The following is a 21,212-nucleotide window of genomic DNA, read 5'->3' as shown; positions in this document are numbered from 1 at the left end:
TAGTGAGTCTGTTATTAAAATTAATTTCATCTAATTAGATTATTGATATGTAAGTTTTGCTATAGCAAACTTACTTGAGCAAACTTGTAAAGAAGGTTAAACGCGATGCTGCTAATGATTAACAGAAAACATACTATCAAATACTTTTTGTTATTCCTAAAACTTTTCGCAGTCGTTAGATTCTGGTTCAAGCAAAGGGGACTTCCAAAGTCCTCTTTTTTTAGACTTTGTTTTTCTGTCTTTATTATACTTTTTGCGTTTACACTTCTATTTAGTAATGTAATCATTGCGCAAAATGACTATAAAATAATTCGTCTTATTCAAAAGCATCAACCTCTAAAAGGCGGAAAGATACCTAAGGATATAAGGCAGAAGCTTGGTGCTACACATGTTGCAGGTAAGTACTATTTTTCTAATAAGCCTTATCTTATAGAAGGTGCAGATAAACTTATTGAGCTTGGATATGGGATAGGAAAGTTTTGGTTTAGAAAGGATCCTGGCACAGGTTACTATTACAATTCTGATTGGAAACTACCCAAAGAGTTGTCTTTGGCAGAACTAGTGAATCATCCTTATTGGCGAGAAGTTTTTCAAATGCCTTTTTCTACCATAGCATTAAGTGTTGATGGCGCTGGGGTTAAGACTACTAATACATCTGCAAAGCTAGAAGAGGAGGAGTTTTATCAATTGGCCAAAACGCTTTTAGAGAGATATAAGGATAGGAAAATCACCTTTATTCTACATAACTGGGAGGGAGATTGGGTAATGCGCGGTGGTACAGGAGATAATGCTAGGTGGTCAAGAAAAGCAGGTGAGCTTTTCAAAGCAGTTGACGGTGATAGATATACTGTTTTAGTTCCTTCAGATTCCACCGAGAGGATTAATGCTATGGCATTATGGTTTAATGCCCGACAACGTGGTGTTGATAGAGCAAGAATGGAAGTGAAAGATTCGAAGTGTCAAGTGTTTCACGCAATAGAAGTAAATAAGGTTTTGGACAGCCAGAATGGTATTCCTGGAATCGTGAATAGTGTCTTGCCTATAGTAAAAACAGATATGGTGTCATGGTCTTGTTATGACGGTATGGATAGTACGGGTTTGGCATTGTATAAGGGAATTCAATACATAAAAAAGTATTTGCAACCCACGGATTATATGCGGGGACAGAAAATTGTTTTTTTAGGAGAAATCGGAATACCGGAACAGCGATATGAAGGACTTATGACTAAACAGTCTGTTATTGATAAATGGGACATATACATTGGTGTTTGTCTTGCATTGAAAGTGCCTTATATAATGCAGTGGGAGCTTTTTTGTAATGAACCTAAAAATGAAGCATTACGAAAACTGACAGATACAAGATTGACTGATGAGATGAGAGGTTTTTGGCTAATCAGGCCAGATGGTACAAAAAGTTTTGCTGGAGCTTATTTTGAACAGCTTTTAAATAATGCAGGGAGGAGATTAAAAAAATGAATGGATTAGACTTATTCAGTTTAAAGGGTAAGAAAGTATTGATTACCGGCGCTGATAGAGGAATAGGCTTTTCATTGGCTTGTGCTTTAGCGAGCGCAGGAGCAGATATTGTTGCAACATACAGAAGTGGAGATATTTCAAAACTGGATAATTTTTGTAAAGAGAATGGCTACAGTTTATCTGTCTATAGACTTGACTTGGCCAATCGGGATAATATTTATGCAACGATAAACGAAATCATAGAAAAGGAAATAAGTATTGATGTACTCATCAACAACGCCGGAACAATACAAAGAAAGCCTGCTGCAGATCATGATGACTTAATGTGGGATGAAGTGTTATCAATTAATCTGGATGCTCAATTTATTTTGTCAAAAGCATTTGGTAAGCAGATGGTTGAAAAGAAGCAAGGAAAAATAATTTTTATATGCTCTTTGCTAAGTTTTCAAGGGGGTATTAATGTACCAAGTTATACAGCTTCAAAATCCGCAATAGCAGGATTAATAAAGGCATTGTCAAATGAATGGGCTGCTTTTGGCGTCAATGTGAATGGCATTGCCCCTGGTTACATCATTACTGATAATACAAAGGCTTTAAGAGAAGATGAAGAACGGAATGCATCAATATTAAGCAGGATCCCTTGTGGGAGATGGGGTAGTCCAGAAGATTTAAGTGGAGCAGCTATTTTTCTGGCTTCTTCAGCATCAAACTATGTAAATGGAGCCATTCTCGTTGTTGATGGAGGGTGGTTAGCAAGATAATTATATGAGAAAAGTATACGCAGTAAGCCAAAATGAAACTATGCAGTTGACTAGAGCTCAGCTGTATGATCACTTCGTTATAAGTGATCTGATGCAAGACAACGCTATTCGCTTAACGTATACATTCTATGATAGGCTTGTATTGGGTTCTGCAGTACCATCGCAAGAACCCCTTCAGCTAACAGCCCCTAATGAATTCAAATCAGCATATTTTTTGGAAAGGCGTGAATTAGGCGTCATTAATATTGGTTCAACAGGAAATGTTATCGTCGACGGCAAATCGTATGAATTAAATCACTTAGACTGTCTATATGTAGGTATGGGAGCTAAAGAGGTTTCTTTTACATCAGAGGATTTAATGAAACCTTCTATGTATTATCTTTTATCAGCGCCGGCACATAAATCTTTTCCAACAACTTTAGTGAGTAAAGCTGATGCCTCTCCTCAGTTAATGGGCGGTTCAATGAATTCTAATGAGAGGGTTGTGTATAAATATATATATCAGCAAGGAGTAGAAAGTTGTCAACTTGTAATGGGGCTAACATTATTATCTGATGGAAGTGTATGGAATTCTTTTCCTCCTCATACACATACAAGACGTTCAGAAGTGTACTTCTATTTTAATCTTCAGGATAGTAACAGGGTATTCCATTTTGTAGGTGATGCGATAGAAACTAGACACGTTGTTATTGCTAATAATCAAGCAGTATTGTCGCCGCCATGGAGTACGCATTTTGGATGTGGAACTTCAGCATATGGTTTTATATGGGGTATGGCAGGTGAAAATAAAGAGTATACAGATATGGATCCATTACCTATTCAAAATCTTGTATAGAGAAATTAAACATAATAGTAACTAGACACTATGCTTTTGGAAGTAGTAATGAATAGAGTTGAACAAATAATAAGAATGATGATTCCTAAATATGAGTAAGTCTGGGGAACATATTGAATTATGGATATCCTTCCTTCAAGGGGAAAGTGAGTCTGTATCTGCATTGATGCGCATATACTTTAAAGATTTGGCTCAGTATGGAATGCGGTTTACCAATGATAAGGAACTAATCAAGGATGTTATACAAGAGCTTTTCTTCAATTTATGGGAGAGGCGTACTTATCTAAGCGAAAGTGTTCAGGTGAAGCCTTACCTCTTTGCCTGTTTAAGGAGATTGATTTATAAGAAAGTAAAAGAGCTAAGACGTGTTTCTTTAATTACAAGCGAAGATCTAGAAGTAGAGAATTTTAGTTTCTCGGTAACGATAGATGAGGCAATAATTGCAAATGAGAGTTCTAATGCAATTTCTAACCACTTTAACGGGCTCATAGAGAGTTTACCTAAGAGACAACGGGAGGTTATATACCTTAAGTTTTTTCAGTCATTTTCAAGAGAAGAGATATCCTCAATATTGGGAATCACACCTCAAACTGTATCAAACTTACTTCAGATTGCTTTGAATCGTCTAAGGGTAGCTACTCCTGACTCAATTTTTAGATTATAGTTAAATAAATAAAAAAAAGGCTTGTTTTTTTTGGTATTAGTTCTCAAAAAAGTGCTCTAATACAATTATACCGCTAACGAATGCACATTCAAGATAAATATCTGGACTATTGTATCTATGATTTTGTTTGGGATGAACAATTCAGGGCCTCTATTGAAAGATTACCCCAAGATTCGTCTGTATTTGATCGTTGGGTAGAAAGGTATCCTCAAAAAAAGAAAGAAATTGAGTCTGCGCGTGACCTGATCATCGCGATGCGCGTTAAGCAGGATTACTTTAGTTCCAATGAAATAGATCAGGTTATTGCAGACACCAAACGTGTCATCTGCGAAGAAGATACAAGTAGGCGCCTTGAAAAAAAATTATTAGTTCGTTCAGAATCGCCCCGTCTCAGCTATACCTATTATGCAGCAGCTAGCATAATTTTTATCATTGGTGTAATTGCTTGGACTTTGTTAATGCCAAAACTGGAATCTCAAAAGTCTTCAAGTAAAAGCTATCAGCTGCTTAAAAAGGGTAGTAATCAAATGATAGAAAAGATCAATCAACAGCAGGTGCCTCTTATGGTCTCACTGCCAGATGGATCTAGCGTGTTATTGAGTAAGCAGTCTATTATATCTTATGATAAAAACTTTCTTTCTACAGATGATAGAGTTGTATATCTAAGTGGAGAAGCAGTTTTTGATATTAAGAGAAATCCACAGAAGCCTTTTTATGTTTTTGCTAATGGCCTTGTCACGAAGGTGTTAGGTACAAAATTCAAAGTGCGCTCTTATGAAGCCGATAAAGAGGCAACAGTAGAAGTTGCTTCTGGGAAGGTATCTGTTTTTGCCTCGAATGATTTGGCCTTAGAGACACCTAAGGCTAAAGAACCTTTATCGAGTTTCGTATTGTCTCCAAATCAAAAAGTTACTTATACTAAGTCTAACGAGAGTTTTGTGAAGACATTAATTGATGTCCCAATCATTTTAAATCCAGAGTCTATTGATACAGAGTTGTTTGATTTTGATAACACAGCTTTAAAAGTGGTGTTTGCCAGATTACAAAGGGCTTATGGTATTGAAATTGTTTTTGATGAGATACTTCTTGGTAATTGCTCCTTGAAGGCTAATCTAGAGGGTTTCTCATTATATGAACAACTTAGTCTGATTTGTAGGGTGATGAACGGTGATTACGAAGTCATTGATGGGAAAGTAATTATTTCCGCTAAGGGGTGTACTGCTCAATAGGCATTACATCAGCTTTAATATATATAAAACAACAACTTGCCATGAAAAAATCATTGCTACCGCTGATTTTTCTATTCTGTATGCAGCTTAGTGTATTTGCTGTATCTCAAACGCTTTTGGATAAAAAGGTGACTCTTCAACTGCAAAACACTGAATTGAAGCGCGTTTTTGAGATGATTGAAAAGCAAACTTCAGTCAGATTTGTTTATGTCGCAGAGAAAATTAAGGCTTCAAGAAAAGTAACGGTTTCTTTTATTGACAAGCCACTTAATGATGTTCTTGCGAGAATCTCCAAAGATTTTGATTTGAATTGTGAAGTCAATGGTGAGATCGTACTTGTGAAGGAGCGTGACTTAAGTACAGCAGATAAGATCGTTACTTTTGACGCAAGCCAGAATAAGCTTGAAAATGCTAAGGTTGACCGAACGATCAATGGTCTTATTACAGATGAAAAAGGGGTGCCATTATCTGGAGTTTCGGTTCAGGTAAAAGGTACAAAGACTGGTACTACAACGAATAATGATGGTAGATTTTCTCTTTCAATTAAAGATGATAATACGGTTTTGGTATTGGTTTATACAGGATACCAAACTGCTGAAATTTCCGTTGGCGCTCAGCAGTCTATTCAGTACTTTCTAACTCCCTCTTCAAGCCGTCTTGACGATGTTGTAGTGGTAGGTTATGGCACTCAAAAGAAAGTAACTGTTACTGGTTCAATAGGATCTGTTTCTACAACTGAAATATTAAGATCTCCTGTTGCAAGTGTTGCAAATGCACTTGCTGGTAGATCACCTGGTATCATCACGGTTCAGAGAGGTGGTGAACCTGGAAGAGACATTGCTGACATTTTTATTAGAGGTGTAGCCACTTTCGCAGGTGGAAACAGTGCAAGACCCTTAGTTTTAGTGGATGGTGTTGAAAGAAGTTTGGCAGGTATTGATCCTTATACAATTGAGAGTTTTAATATTTTGAAAGATGCTTCAGCAACAGCTGTTTTTGGTGTTAGGGGTGCAAATGGTGTAATAATTATCACAACAAAAACAGGTCAGGTTGGTAAACCTCAATTTACTTTTTCGAGTAATCTAGCTTGGCAAAACCCAATTCGTTTGCCCAAAGAACTTGATGCTGTTGATTATGCTCTATTGAGGAACGAAGCGGAGGCAAATGATCAAAATAATCCAACTGCTAGAAGATTTAGTGATTATGACATAGAACGATATAGAAAAGGTGATGATCCATATTTCCACCCTAATATCCGCTGGATGGATTATATGCTTAAGGATTATGCACCCCAACAGCAGTATAATTTAAATGTGTCTGGAGGGACGGCTGATACAAAGTACTTTGTATCATTAGGTTATTTGAATCAAGATGGTATTTATAAGCTGGGTAATCTCTTTAGAGATTTTAGTGCTAATCCCAATTTTAAACGCTATAACATAAGAAGCAATTTTGATTTTAATATTTCTAAGGATGTTTCCTTTTTTATTAAGTCTTCTGCTGAAATCCAAAACTCAAATTATTCTAATAGTGCTACAAGCGACATATTTTCAACTATCCTCTCTGCTAACCCAATTATGAGTCCAGTTCTTTATGATGGAAAACTGGTAAGAAATGTAGAGGGATTAACAGCTTGGCAAATATCTAATGCGCCTTTATATCAAATGCTGTTTAATGGTTTTAATACCAACTTTAGCAGTAGGCTTAATATGAATATTGGCGGTAAGGTAAAACTTGATAGGATTACTAAGGGGCTTTCTGTTAGAACCATGGTTGCATATGATAGCTACTATCTACAGAATGTATCAAGACGAAAGGCTATTCCATTGTGGGATTTACGAAGAAATCCTGGGGCTACAACATTTCAGGATTCAATCATACCCATACCAGTTGTGAATGCTTTTGAAGGTCCAGTTAGCTTCCTTGGTGAAAGTTTTGCAAAGAACAGAAAGTTATATGCTGAAGCAGCGATCGATTATACAAGATCTTTTGGAGTGCATAATGTTACAGCCTTAATGCTTGGTACAGTTGAAAGATTCTATGATGGAGGTAATCAATTACCCTTCAATTATATGGGTTTGGTTACCAGATTGACATATAACTATAAGAACAAATATTTTACAGATGTTAATATTGGTTACAACGGTTCTGAAAACTTTGCAGTAGGCAAGCAATTTGGTTTCTTCCCTTCGTTATCTGCAGGTTACGTTGTTTCTCAGGAGAGCTTCTTTCCCAAATCAGACTTCTTTAGTTATTTGAAGCTTCGAGGATCTTATGGTATGGTTGGTAATGATAAAATTGGGGGTAATAGATTTCTTTTTCTTCCATCTTCATTCACTTCTGGAGCTTCATACTTCTTGGGTTTAGCAAATACACCTATGACAGGTTATAGAGAAGCTAGCATAGGTAATCCAGGAGTTACATGGGAAGTAGCAAAGAAATTAAATATCGGAGGTGATTTCAGATTCTTTAAAGATAAGCTTACTGTTGCTGCTGATGTATTTAGTGAGAAGCGGGAAAAGATCTTATGGAATTTGAACGTACCAATCACTTTCGGTCCAACGAACTTGATATCTCCATACAATATTGGTGTTGCTGAGAATAAGGGATTTGAGATTGAAATGGGTTTTCGTGATGTAATCAAGAGCTCAAAACTTACCTACTATGCTAATGCCAATTTCACATATACAAGGAATAGAATCGTCTATATGGATGAGGCGCCTCAGCCATTTGCTGGGCTAGCAATGACTGGTAATAGAATCGGACAGCCAAAAGGGCTCATTGCAGAAGGTATTTATAATACATGGGAAGAAATTAATAATCCTAAAAGGCCTAAGTCTGTTTGGGAGGGTGCAGGTCTTGTTCCTGGAGATATTCGCTACAAGGATGTAAATGGTGATGGCATCATTGATGATAACGATAGAAGTAACATTGGCAATCCCAATATACCAGGTATTATTTACGGTGCTACTGTTGGCGCTCAATGGAAAGGATTCGAGATATCCTTATTCTTCCAGGGAGCAGCTCAAGTGTCTACTTATCTCACAGGAGAATCCGCCTGGCCTTTTATAGCAGGAACGAAGACAGCATTTGAGCGTGCAAAGGAAAGTTGGTCAGCAGAAAGATTTGCAAATGGACAAAAAATCACTTTGCCAAGACTTACAGCAGCACCTGATGCAAACAGACATAATTATCGTGTGTCATCTTTTTGGATGCAGGATGCTTCCTACCTACGCCTTAAGAACGTAGAAGTAGCTTACACTTTTGCACCTAAAATCATTCAAAAGCTTTCACTTAAATCCCTTAGAGTATATATGAATGGCCAAAACCTAGTTACATGGACAAAAATGGAATATTTCGACCCTGAAATACCCAGTTCAAATGGTGCTGTATATCCAATGATGCGGGTTTTCAATTTTGGTGTAAATGTTCAATTCTAATTATTAACAAAACAAAAAATGCAAATATGCTGAAGCGTAACTTTAAATACATCACAATAGTTGCTCTGGTTGTTTTGTTTATCAGTGCGGCAACTTCATGTAAGCGAATGCTGGAACAACCTTCTGGTAGTACTATTACAATTGATTCTGTTTTTGCTACACCTGATGCGGCGATGCGTGCATTATGGAATGTGTACTCCACATCTGTAATTAATGGCTTTGTTACTGGAGATGGTGGTAGTGGCTTAAGTGATGCGGGAACAGTTGATGGTTTCTTACTGGCTGCAAGTGATGAGGGCGATCAGTTTGGAACAGGTGGAAGGGCTAATGCTTTTAATGCGGGAACCTGGGGAGCAAATTTTCAGGATGAGTTTTCTTATAATAGAGTAACCGTAGGTATGAGGAACGCTTGCATTTTTATTGAAAATGCTGAAAGAGTTCCACTTACAAATACAGGAACCTTTAACTGGACAGCACAATTAAGGGATCAGACAATTGCGGAAGCGAGAGTGCTTCGTGCTATGATGCACTACGAAGCAATGATTCGCTATGGAGGAATCCCTATAATTGACCAGACTCCAAAAGTGATCATCAGTAATGTTGGTGGTGTGAACCAAGCTCAAGTAGTCCCTGCTGGAACACGAAGATCACTGAAGTCGGTAATTGATTTCATTGTTAAAAGTTGTGATGAAGCCATTCCGAACTTACCAGATAATTATCCTGCATCAGATATTGGTAGAATTAATAAAGGTGCTGCATTAGCATTGAAGGCCGTTACACTTTTGTGGGCTGCAAGTCCTTTAGCCAATTCAATTACACCGCCGGTTTCTGGTGGAGCGGATAGTTTAAATTGTCTTGAAAGCAGCGATAACAATAGATGGAGAGATGCTGCTCAGGCACATAAAGCCTTGTTAGATTGGTCAGCAACAAATGGATACAGCTTACTTGATGACCCAGCTTTAGGGAAATCCGAAAGTTACAATTATGCTACTGGTGCAGCACTTGACCCCAGAAACAGAGAGCTTATTCTTTACGATAAATCACACGGGCAGCAGGCTGGTGGCGCAAATGTTGTGAGATGGGGTTGTCCAATTTATTTCTCTTGGGGTAATACAGTGATGGCATTACCGATGAACTTTATTACAAAGACATTCCGTGATGTAAACGGTAATGATATATCACTTCCTACAGATGGCAGCTTTACACAGCTTAAGTCTATCATGCGGAGGATGGAACCTCGTTTCCATGCTGTAGCCTGGTGGCCTGGCTCTCAGTATACAAATACTGGATTAATGAATGGTCAGGGCGGTAACGACACGGCAAAATTTTTATACAAGAGAACAAATATTAATGGAGCTTTTGTCCAGACTGGAGCAGGACCCCAATTAATAGGTAATGGTATTCCAAATGGTATACACCAGAAAAAGTATATCAATCTTGTTAATGCAAACAATGGTACAGTCAATTTGTACTGGCCAATTTTCAGATTAGCTGAGTTTCACTTAGGCTATGCTGAAGCTTTGAATGAAATAAATCCATCTGATCCTGCAATCTATGCTTCATTAAATGTTATTAGACGAAGAGGTGGATTACCCGATCTGGCTCCTGGTAACCCTACTTATGCGGATATTTTTGGTAATAAAACAAAAACAAGGGAGTATATACAGCGTGAAAGAGCTGTTGAGCTCTATGGGGAAGAGCATCGCTTCTTTGATGTCAGAAGATGGAAAATTGCAGGTAATGATGGGGTTATGAAAGGTCAGTTTTTTAGAATCTTTCTTTACGAAAACAGTTCAACGGCATATGTGCCACCAACTACGAGTATGACCCCTGCTCAGCGTCTTGCTAATGACAACAGATTATCCTATCGTATAGAGCCTTTTGAAACAAGGGTGTGGGAAGATAAAATGTATTTCTATCCATTTCCACAAGCAGAAGTTAACAAAGGATTTTTAAAGCAAAATCCTGGATGGTAAATCACACATTAAATCAACCTGACATGAAATTATATAATATTGATAAGGTTACATTTTTAACGGGCTTTATGCTCTATTCCGTTATTAATGTATTTGCAAATCCAGCTGATACATCTAAAGCAAATAAGCAAACAAAGCTTGTTTCATTCAATAATGATGTAGTGCATCTTCCCTTTGGTCCTACTATAGAAAGTAGGAAGAATACAGCTGCATTTTCCATGATAAAAGGGGATCGTTTGAAAGGTATTAATACGCCAACATTGGGAAATACATTGATGGGCCAACTTTCCGGTCTTTATGTTTCTCAGTCTGGAGGTGCCCAGGGTAATACTGATTTTCCAGGGTTATTCATTAGAGGTCGACAAACATTTCAAGATAATAATGTTTTGGTGCTTGTGGATGGATTTGAAACAAACTGGTTTTCTCTTTTGCCTGAAGAAATTGAAAGTGTATCTGTATTGAAAGATGCAGCTGCTTTGTCTCAGTTTGGAATGGATGCGGCGAATGGTGCAGTACTTATTACTACTAAACGAGGCACTGAGTCTTCCAAAACTAAGATAAATTTCACTTCACGTTTTGGCGTTCATTCTCCAAGATTTTTACCAGATGTGGTGAACAATGGTGATTATGCAACAATGTTCAATGAAGGCCTTATTAGTGATGGCAAAACAATTCGTGAAGGGTATTTTAGAAATGATTCAATAGTTAATTTTTTTAAAACAGGCGAGTACCCCTTTTTGTACCCAGATGTAGATTGGTATAAAGAAGTGGTTAGGCCAAATGCTTTGAGTCAAGATTATGCCCTAAGCTTTAGCGGTGGCAGGCAGGATGCTAAATACTTTGTGGCATTGGGATTTGCTGACTACCAAGGTTTGTATGCAGGTACTGAAACAAAGAGGGTTACCAATAGTAACTACAATTTAAAGAGGTATAATCTTCGTGTAAACTTTGATGTGAATATTACAAAGTTTCTTTCCGCACAGACAAATTTCAGAGGAACTATAAATGATAAATATTTCCCTAATGCATCAGAGAATACTTTATGGCGTACACTTTCATTATTTAATCCTTATCCTGTTATAACTCAAGATGGTCGCTGGGGAGGAACGCAGGGATATGCAGATAACCCTAAAGCGACAATAATACAAAGAGGTTATCAGTCTATTAATGATAGAACAGTAGATGCAAATGTGAAATTGATTGGAAAACTTGATTTTATTACAAAAGGTTTGAAAGCTTATTGGCAAATCAACTTTAGCAATTTCTTCTTCGATACGTATAATAAAACAAGATCTCTTTACTATGATGAAGTTATTCCAAGATTTGACTTGATAACGACTCCGGGGGTTTTGCCATATGATAAAGTGACAAGAGGAACTGTAGATAATAACTTTACCATCACTCAAGGGAATGGTACACAGTTTAACCGCTCAACTATGTTGAGTGGGTTTGAATACGGACGTAGCTTTGGCAATCATGAAATTTATGCGACCACATCTTACTATCAAGAAACATTTCGTGCAGAAGGATCTGAAATGCCTTTTGCTGAGCAACGAATTATGGGTAGAGTCATGTATAACTTTAAAAGCAAATATTTTGCTGAGTTAGGTTATGCATATAGTGGCTCTGAAAATTTTCCTAAAGGAAACAGATTTGGTTTTTTCCCTTCATTGTCTGCAGGTTGGATAATGAGTGATGAGTCCTTTATGCAGAAAGTTGATTTCGTCAATTTTCTTAAAATGAAGGCTTCTTGGGGTTTATTAGGTAATGATAATACTGGCAATGCAGGTAGGTTTATTTTTAACCAGAATTATGTAGGAACTGGTAATTATCTTATTGGTAACAACTTAGGGGTAAACGCGCCAATGTTTAACCAAGGAAACCTAGCCAATAGAAATGTTACATGGGAAAAAGCAAATCGTATCAATGTAGGTTTTGAATCCGTTTTGTTTCATAAGCTTTCTGTTGCCTTCGATTATTTTTATGAGCGCAGAACAGACATTTTCCTGAATCCGTCCAGCTATATTCCATCAGTGATGGGTGTGAATTTTGCTGCTGTTAACAGAGGAAAAACTAAAGCATATGGAGCCGAACTGGAGTTAAACTATAAAGAGAAAATCAGTAATGTAACACTGAATATTGGTGGTAACATTTCATTTGCTCGAAATAAAATAATCGATATCGCTGAATTTACTCCTTCAGATCCATATCTTGTTGCTAGAGGAAATCCGATCAATCAGCCATTTGTTTTAGAATTTGCAGGGTTCTTTAGAGATCAGGCCGATATCAATTCAAGCCCTCAACAGTTGTTTGGTTCAGTAAGACCGGGGGATATAAAGTATAAAGACCAAAATGGTGATGGTGTTATTGATAATAGAGATCGCAAGCCGTTTGGAAATACAGCCTTGCCTCAGCTTTTCTATGGTGCTAATGCCAGTTTAAATTATAAATCATTTGATTTTTTTGTTGCGATTCAAGGTGCTGCCCAAAGAACTGTTTCATTATTGGATAATAACATGATTGTACCCTTTTTAAATGGAGGTGTAAAGCCCTCTCCATGGGTAAAAAACAATTATTGGACAAGCACTAGAATGGATATGGCAAAGTTCCCTAGACTTACCACAGAGCAAAATGACAATAACTACAGGGCTTCAACATTATGGCAACGAGATGGATCTTTTTTGAGACTCCAAACAGTTGAAATAGGATATCAGATGCCAATTAAGTGGAGCAATAAGATTGGAATGGATGGTATACGCTTCTTCATTAGTGCAAATAATCTATTAACAATAGATCGTATTGATGAAATAAATGTAGATCCAGAGGTAATGAATCCTTTTGTACACCCTCCGCTTAAGTCTTTCAATTTTGGATTTACACTTAAAATGTAGTGATTATTTAAAATCTTAATGAGTTGTCATGAAAAAGACATTAATATTATTTGTGCTAGCTGGTTTTTTTCTCATGTCTTGCAGAAAAAACTTTTTAGACACACAAATTCAGCAAAACTTCAATGAAGATTTATTTCTCAATTCAGGTCCGGCGAACCTGAAAGCCTTTGGAATGGGTGTTTACAATTATCTGCCGCAACTAAACCGCTTCGGCGGTAATGCTTTGATGGCAAATGCTTCTGATGAAGCAGATTATGCGCGGTTTAACAACATTCAAAGATTTAATGCAGGAGCGTGGGATCCATTCACCAATCCAGACGATGTGTGGGCCGAGTATTACAGAGGTATAAGACATGCAAATCTCTTCCTGGAGAAAACAGAAGATTTCAGAAGGCTTCTTGTGCAGGATACAATAAATAACAAGGCTAATTATGTCATTGATGTTGATGATTTTATTAAGCTCAGAGCTGAAGTGAGATTCCTCAGAGCTTACTTTTATATGGAACTTATTAAGCGATATGGTGGGGTTCCTATCGTAACAAAAGTGCTGACTGAGCAGGAGGCATTTAATGTTCGAAGAGCAACTTTTGATGAGTGCGTTGACTTTATTGTAGAACAATGCAATCTAGCATATCCTGATTTAACCAATCACTATATCAATTATGGCATTCCTGCCGGACAAACCATTGGAAGAGGAGATGCTGGTACTGATAACAATAGATTGGGTAGAATTGAAAAGCCTGCTGCTGTTGCTTTAAAACTAAGAGCACTTCTATATGCTGCTAGTCCCTTGAATAATGCAGCAAATAGTGTTACTAAATGGCTAAGGGCTGCTGAAGCTGCGCAACAACTTTTCACCGATCCAAACTGTGCACACGTAAATTTTCTTAGTGCAAACTATCGGGACTTATTTATGTCTCAGAATACGACGAATAATTTAACACCAAGAAAAGGTTGGAATTCAGGGATAATCTTAACACGACCCTTTCAGCTGAATTCTAACACTTTCGAAAGAGCCAATTATCCTGTCGGAATGGTGAATGGTGGCGAAGGTGCCACTTGTCCTTCTCAGAATCTTGTTGATGCATTTGAAATGAGAACAACTGGTTTGCCCATCAGCGCCCCGGGATCTGGTTATGACCCTGCGAACCCTTATCTGAATCGCGATCAGCGATTGGGATGGATAGTAGTGCTGAATGGTTCAACTATGGGATTAAATACCAATAATACTGCTAGAACTGTTGAATCTTTTATTGATGGTGCTGATGGAATTGGTGCAAAAGCTGGTGCCACAACTACTGGATATTACTTACGTAAAATGTGTGTTGAGAACTATAATCTTGCTTTGGCAGGAACAAGAGCGAAGGCCTGGATTCTGATGCGGTTTGCAGAAGTTTTATTGAATTATGCCGAGGCTGCAAATGAAGCCTTTGGTCCGGAAGCAAAACCTCTGCTCAATGGTACACCTGCTATACGTTCTGCTCGCGAGGCTATTAATATGGTCAGAGCAAGGGCCGGCCAGCCTGCAATTGCTGCGGGTATTACACAGGAGGCATTGCGGGATAGAATCAGAAACGAAAGAAGGGTGGAGTTGGCGTTTGAAGAACATCGATTTTTTGATGTAAGAAGATGGAAGATTGCTGAAATAACAGAGAACCAGCCTTTACGTGGTATGCGTGTAAGACGTTCGGGACCAACAAGTTTTTCATACGAGCCTTTTGTAGTAGAGCCTAGAGTGTTCTCACCCAAAATGTATTGGTATCCAATTCCGTTTGCGGAAGTAGCAAAATCCAATGGGGGTATTCAACAAAATCCAGGATGGTAATCTATGTTTCGTGGTAAATACATACTACTTGTAGTGCTTTTGGCATTTGCTATCGGATGCAAAAAGAAAGATGTGGTACCCGGTACAAGTGGAACAGGCGGTGGCGGTAATACAGGGGGAGGTAGTGTATTTACAACCAATGCTGTAATTCCTGTTAGTGCAGCAACTATACGAGAGTGCTTTAATGGAATGAAAACAAAAGATGTACACCCCCGCCTTCTTTTCTCAAATGCTGATATTACGCGGATTAAGGAAACTTCAGCTGCTGACGCCTTTGCAAAATCCAATTATGATGATATTATATCAAGGGCGAATGCATTGTTGGGCGCTGCGCTTCCGACTTATGCTTTGGATGGAGCTGGTTTAAGAATACCATCCATACATACAGTATCAAATGATCAAATTCCTTATCTCGTTTTAGCATACCAGTTTACGAAAGATGCGCGCTATGCGGCTAAATGTTGGCAACAAGTCGATGCGCTTTGTGGCTTTCCTGATTGGGGGGCAAATCGTCATTTTCTTGATGCTGGTATTGCAGCGAAAGGGGTTGCCATTGCTTTAGACGGTCTATGGGATTATTTGTCATCTTCACAACGTCTCCGCATATACAATACAGTAAAGTCTTTTGTACTTCAACCTGGTAAAACACAAATTGAAACAAATACTGGTGTATGGAAATGGTACTTGTCTGATGATAACTGGAATGGAATCTGTCATGGAGGAATGCTGATGGCTGCTCTGGCTGGCTATGAGTATGATTCTACATTTAATAGCACTGTAATTGCTATGAGTGCAAATGGAATTGCTAGATATATGCAATCGCTTGAGCCAGACGGCGCAAGTGAAGAAGGTATGTCATATTGGGCCTATGGGTTGAACAATACTTTTCTCGCTTTTGAAAGTCTTAAAAGATGTTTGAGTACAACATATGGTCTGGCGGAAAGTGCAGGCTTTAAGAAAACTGGATGGTTTCCTTATCAGGTATCTGGACCTGTAGGTACGGTATCAATTGGTGATGATTACCTATATAATGGTAAGAGTAATAAGTTTTTATCCTATTTCTGGTTTGCAAAATATTTCAATGATGCCAATTTGGCTAAAATGCATTATGATGCTTGCTTGGCGGTTAATGCATCCAGAACTGTTAAAATGAATGGTTGGACAGATTTACTTTTCTATCCAAAAGAGTTAGTTGGATCAGGTTCGTCAACTCAAGCGCCGCTTGGAGGATATATTCGTGGCCTAGAATATATGTATGTATTAGAAAAACATAATGATGATAATGCCCTTTATGTTGGAATACATGGTGGTGACAATGCATCTAGTCATGGTCATTTAGACGCAGGGTCTTTTTATCTGCAGGCTTTGGGAGAGAATTTTGGTATTGGTAATCTGGGAAGGCAAGATCCTTACCCAGCTGATTATTTTACTGTAACCAATCCGGCGTATACTTCAGCCCCTACCAATACAGCCGCTGCAACCGGTAGGTTCTATTATTACAGAATTAAAACAGAAAGTAAAAATTGCCTTGTATTTAATCCTGACGCAAGACCAGAGCAAAATCCTGCAGGCAAAGCTTCTCTTTCCAAAAGTGATCTGGACGCATCCGGCGGTTTTTTTCTGCTTGATTTGAGAGATTGTTATACCAGAGATGTTAATGCATATAGAAGAGGGATCAAGCTGAACAGATCAAGAGGTTTGGTTACTGTTCAAGACGAATTCACGCCAAAATCTTCATCACTTGTGTATTGGCTGATGCAGACACCTGCATCAGATGGAATTACTTTAAGTCCGGATGGCAAAACCGCTACAATGGTTCGGAATGGGAAAACAATATATGCAGTATTAAAGGCACCGGCTACAGCGGTATTCGAAAAAGTGGATCGTTCTACTTCAACTGTCCTTTACCTTAATGAAACAGCACCAATATTCGGAACGCTGATGTCTGGAAAGAATTCACTGAACCCGTTTTATGGAAAACTGCAAATACGTTTAACAGGCATTTCTGCTGCAACAACAATTCGTGTTGATTTTGTGACCTCTCTTACGACAGCTACAACAGATTTAGTGCCATTGGATAACTGGACAACAACTAATTAAACCAGATGTAATGAGAAGTACGTTTAAAACAGCTTGTTATTTCCCTGATTCCTTTTTGTACACAGTATACTTGTTATCTAATGTTTAAATGAATTGTATGATTTGTTGAAATATATAGGAGAAAAAATAACCTTTATGGTCAACGGGAATATCAAGATATGATAAGCGCATTGCGAATAGAAGTGTGGAATTAGTTAGGGAATACAGGTGGGATACAGATTCCTTTAAACGGTTTAATGAGAAAAAATAGATTAGGGGTATAAAGGGCTTTATTAATGATCTGTATGAAGAAAATAGTTTTATTGATGATTTGCATTGCATACTTCAGTGGAGCTGCAATAGCACAGGAAAAGCAAACAACATACTGGAATAAGCAAACGCAGCTGATTCCATGGAGGCCGATTTTTGTCGTTACATCTGTTCAAAGAATTGATTTAGATAAAGACGGGGATCCTGATGTGCTTAAGTCAATGCTGAATGATTCAATTCCTATTATTTGGATTGACGATGATGATGATATGCTTAAAAATGCTACAGAAGGAGATACTGACAACGATTGCCTTTTGATAGATAAAAACAAAGATGGAATTTTCGCAGGCCCACATGATTTCTCTATAGATTGGAGTGATGAAGATGGAGATGGTAAAGCCGATGTACAATTGATTGTGAATAATGCAGGAACGAAAGTGCGCAACTATTATGATTGGGGTGCTGATTTTATGTATGTATTGGATGTTGATAAGGACCAAATCATGCACTATGTTGATTGGAATCTTATAATGATGCGTGCATGGGAACATTACGGGCACGGTAACTTTTATAAAGATTACCATGGTAATTCTACTTTCCTTAAGATGCATGCTTCAAGTTTTAGAATAAATGATCTGAGGTTTAACTGGGAGAACCCTTTTATTTTTTATGATACTGATGGAGATAAGCTTACGGAGATGGCTATACGCTTGGTGGACTCCCCCGTATTCAGGGATCCCGCACAACCACAGAAAAATAATTTTCACCAAATTGACACAGTTTATGACGTAGCATTCACAAAGCGAATCGATTATGCTGCAATAACATGGGATATTGATAATGATAATTCTGCAGGTAATGAGTTTGACTTTGATATGAGTTTGTTGTTTAGAGGTAAAGGGTTTTCATACGAAAACCAAGTGCATCGGTATAAGTACCTAAGAGGATTAAAGGCGGCTGATTCCTTTTTTTATGATCCAAGATGGCGACAAATTGATCAGCTCTATTACCCAGATCGAGATACCGCCTATTCAATGATTTTCAAAAATGGAGATTGGCAACAATGCAGGCTTGTTTTTGATGAAGACGATGATTGTAACAGATGGGAGAGAGTTGAATTTTATGATCCGCTGGATTTATGGAAGACAGGGGTTGAAAATGGCGGATTGGACCATAATAGCCAAGCCGATGCAGTAGGCGATAGAGGCGAATTTGATATGGATAACTCGGGTAAAGGCGCCATCTATTTTGGTGCTTTTGATGGGAAAATTCACTTATTTGGAGCTGAATGGGGGGCGTGGCGTATCGACCAAACAGCCTTTTCCTATCAAGGATTCGGTGGATTCTACGAAAAATGGAATAGAAAAAGACTGCAATTGATGCCCGAAAAATTTGCAGTAATTAAGTATGAGGATACAGATGGAAATGGTTTTGTAGACAAACTTTTATATGATTTAGATGGTGATAAAGTATTCGAAGATTCTGTCTCATTTAAGAAGCTGGGTATTTCAGACAAACAAAGGCTGATACTAACGGGTACAACTACCAATAAACAGTTATCTACTTTATTCAAGCAACAAGTAGAGAAAAAATGGACACTTGCTAAACAGATTGTTCAAATAGCTGAAGCTGCTGGTATAAATACATATTGGTATGCTTTTTATAAAGCGCCTAATTCGTTGCAAGAGAAATATGACTATGGATTTTGGCTGAGTTTTTATTTATACCAGGATATGCGTTATGCTGCAATAATCCGTAATGACCAACAACTAAAGCAACAACTAGACAAAGCCTATTACTCAGGAAATTGGTCATCTTTTCTAAAATAAAAGAAATGAATAAATTTCTCATTCAGCTTTTTGTATGCTTTAGTTACATTCCGTGTGTTCCTGCACAGGTTTTTCAAATTACCACTCCCGAACAAATAAGCTATCTGCATACAAACAGCCACTCAGCAGATAAAACAGGTTTTTTTTTCAATGATCAGGATATTAAGCGTATTAATGAACTTCAGTCAAAAGACTCACTGGTTGCTTTGGGAGTCAGGAAAGCAATACATGAAGCAAATAAAATTCTGGAAGAACCATTATTGGAATATTCTTTGGATGAAGCCAAGCTAAGGGTAAAAGCGGTCCATCAATTCGCGTCGCAATTACCTTTACTGATACTTAGTTATCAGATTACTAAAGATTCTATTTATGCTGCAAGGGCATGGAAACAATTAGCATTAATGGCAAATTACCCTGATTGGGGAGCTAACCGCCATTTTTTAGATGCAGGTATTGGTGCTTTTGATGTCGCATTTGCTATTAACGGATTGAGAACTTATATCAAAGAGGAACAAAAAAAACTGCTTGCCGATGCGGTAATGAAGTTTGTGCTAATACCCGGCAGAGAGCAAATGCGAAAGAATATATGGTGGTCAACTGCCAATCATAACTGGAATGGAATATGTAATGGGGGAATCATCATGGCTGCTTTAGCAATATTTGAGTACAATCCGGCCTTGTGTGCAGAGGTGATCAGCCTAGCAGTGAACAGATTACCTACATATATTCAGCATTTTTCTCCGGATGGGCAAAGCGAAGAAGGGTTAATGTACTGGGGTTATGGATTAATGTACACCACGATTACTTTTGAAGCACTTAAAAGAAGACTGGGCACAGTCTTTGGTCTGGATACAATTTCAGGCTTTAAAAAAACAGGGTGGTTTCCTGTATTGATGTCAGGTCCGGTAGCAGCCTTGAATATTGGTGATGACCCAATAAAAACAGAAAAGGCAAAAACACTTTTTTGGTTCGCTAGACATTATCAAGATAAAGGGCTGGCCACATTAAACTATCACAATAGTATTACTCAGAGAAATGTTACCTGGCAAGATCTGCTTTATTATGATCCTGCTTTGGTAGAGAAGAATACAAATGAAAGGTTAGATATTCCGCTTGCCAATTATACGAGAGGTATTGAAGTTGCAAGTATCAGATCATCTTGGAATGATACTGCTGCATTTATTTCAATACATGGTGGTGCAAACAATGCTAATCATGGGCATCTTGACGCAGGAAGTTTTGACATACAATCATACGGAGTGGTTTGGGCCATTGGTAATCTTGGTAGGGATGATTATACTTTTCCAGGTTATTTTTCTAAAACAACAAAGCCAGATTATTTAGACACTCCTGAAATACAAGCTACAGCTGGTAGATGGCATTTTTATCGATTGAGGGCAGAAGGTAAAAATGTGCTTGTCATTAATCCTGATGTACGACCAGATCAGAATGAGAAAGGGGTTGCACAAATAAGCCCACTTCAGTTGAAACAGGGGTATCAGTTCTATACAGCCGATCTTACTTCCTGTTATAGTCGTGATGTACTATTGTATCAGCGAAGTATTGGTATGCATACAAATAATGGCTTTATCACCGTGCAAGATACGGTCATATGTAAACAAGCATCTACGATATGGTGGTCTATGCATACAGGTGCCAATATTGAACTTAGCGATAATGGTAAAACAGCTGTGTTGAAGCAGGGTGAAAAACAAATGAAAGTATATCTGAGAAGCCCTGTAAATGCATCGTTTGTAGTATTGTCTGCTAGTTATTTACCGGGCCAGTCATTCCCGTTAACGAGAAACTCGCCGAATAATGCTTTCAAGAAGTTGGCGATAAAAATCAATAACACTAAAGAAGCTTTATTCAAGATTGATTTCGGCAATACAGCTGTTATTCGTGATAATAGTAGTGTTGTGCTGTTCAATAAATAA

The 21,212-nt window shown here is 38.0% G+C and carries 12 protein-coding genes; all 12 read left to right on the top strand.

The genetic code is table 11. The features are described 5' to 3' along the window. Positions 1-114: 114 nt before the first annotated feature. The 12 genes from J0L83_09520 (at position 115) to J0L83_09465 (ending at position 21,212) form a co-directional block, all read left to right on the top strand. Positions 115-1,476, top strand: a complete 1,362-nt coding sequence (locus tag J0L83_09520; protein ID MBN8664802.1) for a hypothetical protein — start codon at positions 115-117, stop codon at positions 1,474-1,476. After that, positions 1,473-2,237, top strand: a complete 765-nt coding sequence (locus J0L83_09515; GenBank protein MBN8664801.1) for an SDR family oxidoreductase — start codon at positions 1,473-1,475, stop codon at positions 2,235-2,237. Before J0L83_09520 ends, J0L83_09515 begins: the two co-directional genes overlap by 4 nt. A gap of 4 nt (positions 2,238-2,241) precedes the next feature. Next, entirely contained in the window at positions 2,242-3,072 is an 831-nt protein-coding gene (kduI, locus tag J0L83_09510) for a 5-dehydro-4-deoxy-D-glucuronate isomerase (protein MBN8664800.1), read from the top strand. Positions 3,073-3,163: 91 nt separating this feature from the next. Continuing rightward, complete coding sequence (locus J0L83_09505) at positions 3,164-3,736, top strand: sigma-70 family RNA polymerase sigma factor (GenBank protein ID MBN8664799.1); 573 nt, start codon at positions 3,164-3,166, stop codon at positions 3,734-3,736. Between the two features lie 80 nt (positions 3,737-3,816). Next, positions 3,817-4,965: a FecR family protein gene (locus J0L83_09500; protein MBN8664798.1), complete on the top strand. Its 1,149-nt coding sequence runs from the start codon at positions 3,817-3,819 to the stop codon at positions 4,963-4,965. A gap of 41 nt (positions 4,966-5,006) precedes the next feature. Beyond that, positions 5,007-8,405, top strand: a complete 3,399-nt coding sequence (locus J0L83_09495) for a TonB-dependent receptor (GenBank protein ID MBN8664797.1) — start codon at positions 5,007-5,009, stop codon at positions 8,403-8,405. Between the two features lie 26 nt (positions 8,406-8,431). Further along, positions 8,432-10,381, top strand: coding sequence for a RagB/SusD family nutrient uptake outer membrane protein (locus J0L83_09490; protein ID MBN8664796.1), 1,950 nt, complete (start codon positions 8,432-8,434; stop codon positions 10,379-10,381). Positions 10,382-10,404: 23 nt separating this feature from the next. Further along, positions 10,405-13,272, top strand: coding sequence for a SusC/RagA family TonB-linked outer membrane protein (locus J0L83_09485; GenBank protein ID MBN8664795.1), 2,868 nt, complete (start codon positions 10,405-10,407; stop codon positions 13,270-13,272). 28 nt (positions 13,273-13,300) lie between these two features. Then, positions 13,301-15,097 (top strand): RagB/SusD family nutrient uptake outer membrane protein, encoded by a 1,797-nt coding sequence (locus tag J0L83_09480; protein ID MBN8664794.1) that lies wholly within the window; start codon positions 13,301-13,303, stop codon positions 15,095-15,097. 3 nt (positions 15,098-15,100) lie between these two features. After that, positions 15,101-17,197 (top strand): hypothetical protein, encoded by a 2,097-nt coding sequence (locus J0L83_09475; protein ID MBN8664793.1) that lies wholly within the window; start codon positions 15,101-15,103, stop codon positions 17,195-17,197. Between the two features lie 284 nt (positions 17,198-17,481). Beyond that, complete coding sequence (locus J0L83_09470) at positions 17,482-19,275, top strand: hypothetical protein (GenBank protein MBN8664792.1); 1,794 nt, start codon at positions 17,482-17,484, stop codon at positions 19,273-19,275. Next, the gene (locus J0L83_09465; protein MBN8664791.1) at positions 19,254-21,212 is read left to right on the top strand and encodes a heparinase II/III family protein; all 1,959 of its coding nucleotides are present in this window, start codon (positions 19,254-19,256) and stop codon (positions 21,210-21,212) included. The genes J0L83_09470 and J0L83_09465 overlap by 22 nt, the downstream gene beginning before the upstream one ends.

It is taken from the genome of Chitinophagales bacterium (genome assembly GCA_017303835.1).
GTDB lineage: Bacteria > Bacteroidota > Bacteroidia > Chitinophagales > Chitinophagaceae > JAFLBI01.
The sequence above is the reverse complement of the archived record's forward strand: the minus strand, read 5'-3'. Positions and strand labels throughout refer to the sequence as shown.

Coding starts and splice junctions, on each gene's coding strand:
- J0L83_09520 (MBN8664802.1), top strand. CDS start 115: ATGATTAACAGAAAACATACTATCAAATACTTTTTGTTATTCCTAAAA.
- J0L83_09515 (MBN8664801.1), top strand. CDS start 1,473: ATGAATGGATTAGACTTATTCAGTTTAAAGGGTAAGAAAGTATTGATT.
- kduI (MBN8664800.1), top strand. CDS start 2,242: ATGAGAAAAGTATACGCAGTAAGCCAAAATGAAACTATGCAGTTGACT.
- J0L83_09505 (MBN8664799.1), top strand. CDS start 3,164: ATGAGTAAGTCTGGGGAACATATTGAATTATGGATATCCTTCCTTCAA.
- J0L83_09500 (MBN8664798.1), top strand. CDS start 3,817: ATGCACATTCAAGATAAATATCTGGACTATTGTATCTATGATTTTGTT.
- J0L83_09495 (MBN8664797.1), top strand. CDS start 5,007: ATGAAAAAATCATTGCTACCGCTGATTTTTCTATTCTGTATGCAGCTT.
- J0L83_09490 (MBN8664796.1), top strand. CDS start 8,432: ATGCTGAAGCGTAACTTTAAATACATCACAATAGTTGCTCTGGTTGTT.
- J0L83_09485 (MBN8664795.1), top strand. CDS start 10,405: ATGAAATTATATAATATTGATAAGGTTACATTTTTAACGGGCTTTATG.
- J0L83_09480 (MBN8664794.1), top strand. CDS start 13,301: ATGAAAAAGACATTAATATTATTTGTGCTAGCTGGTTTTTTTCTCATG.
- J0L83_09475 (MBN8664793.1), top strand. CDS start 15,101: ATGTTTCGTGGTAAATACATACTACTTGTAGTGCTTTTGGCATTTGCT.
- J0L83_09470 (MBN8664792.1), top strand. CDS start 17,482: ATGAAGAAAATAGTTTTATTGATGATTTGCATTGCATACTTCAGTGGA.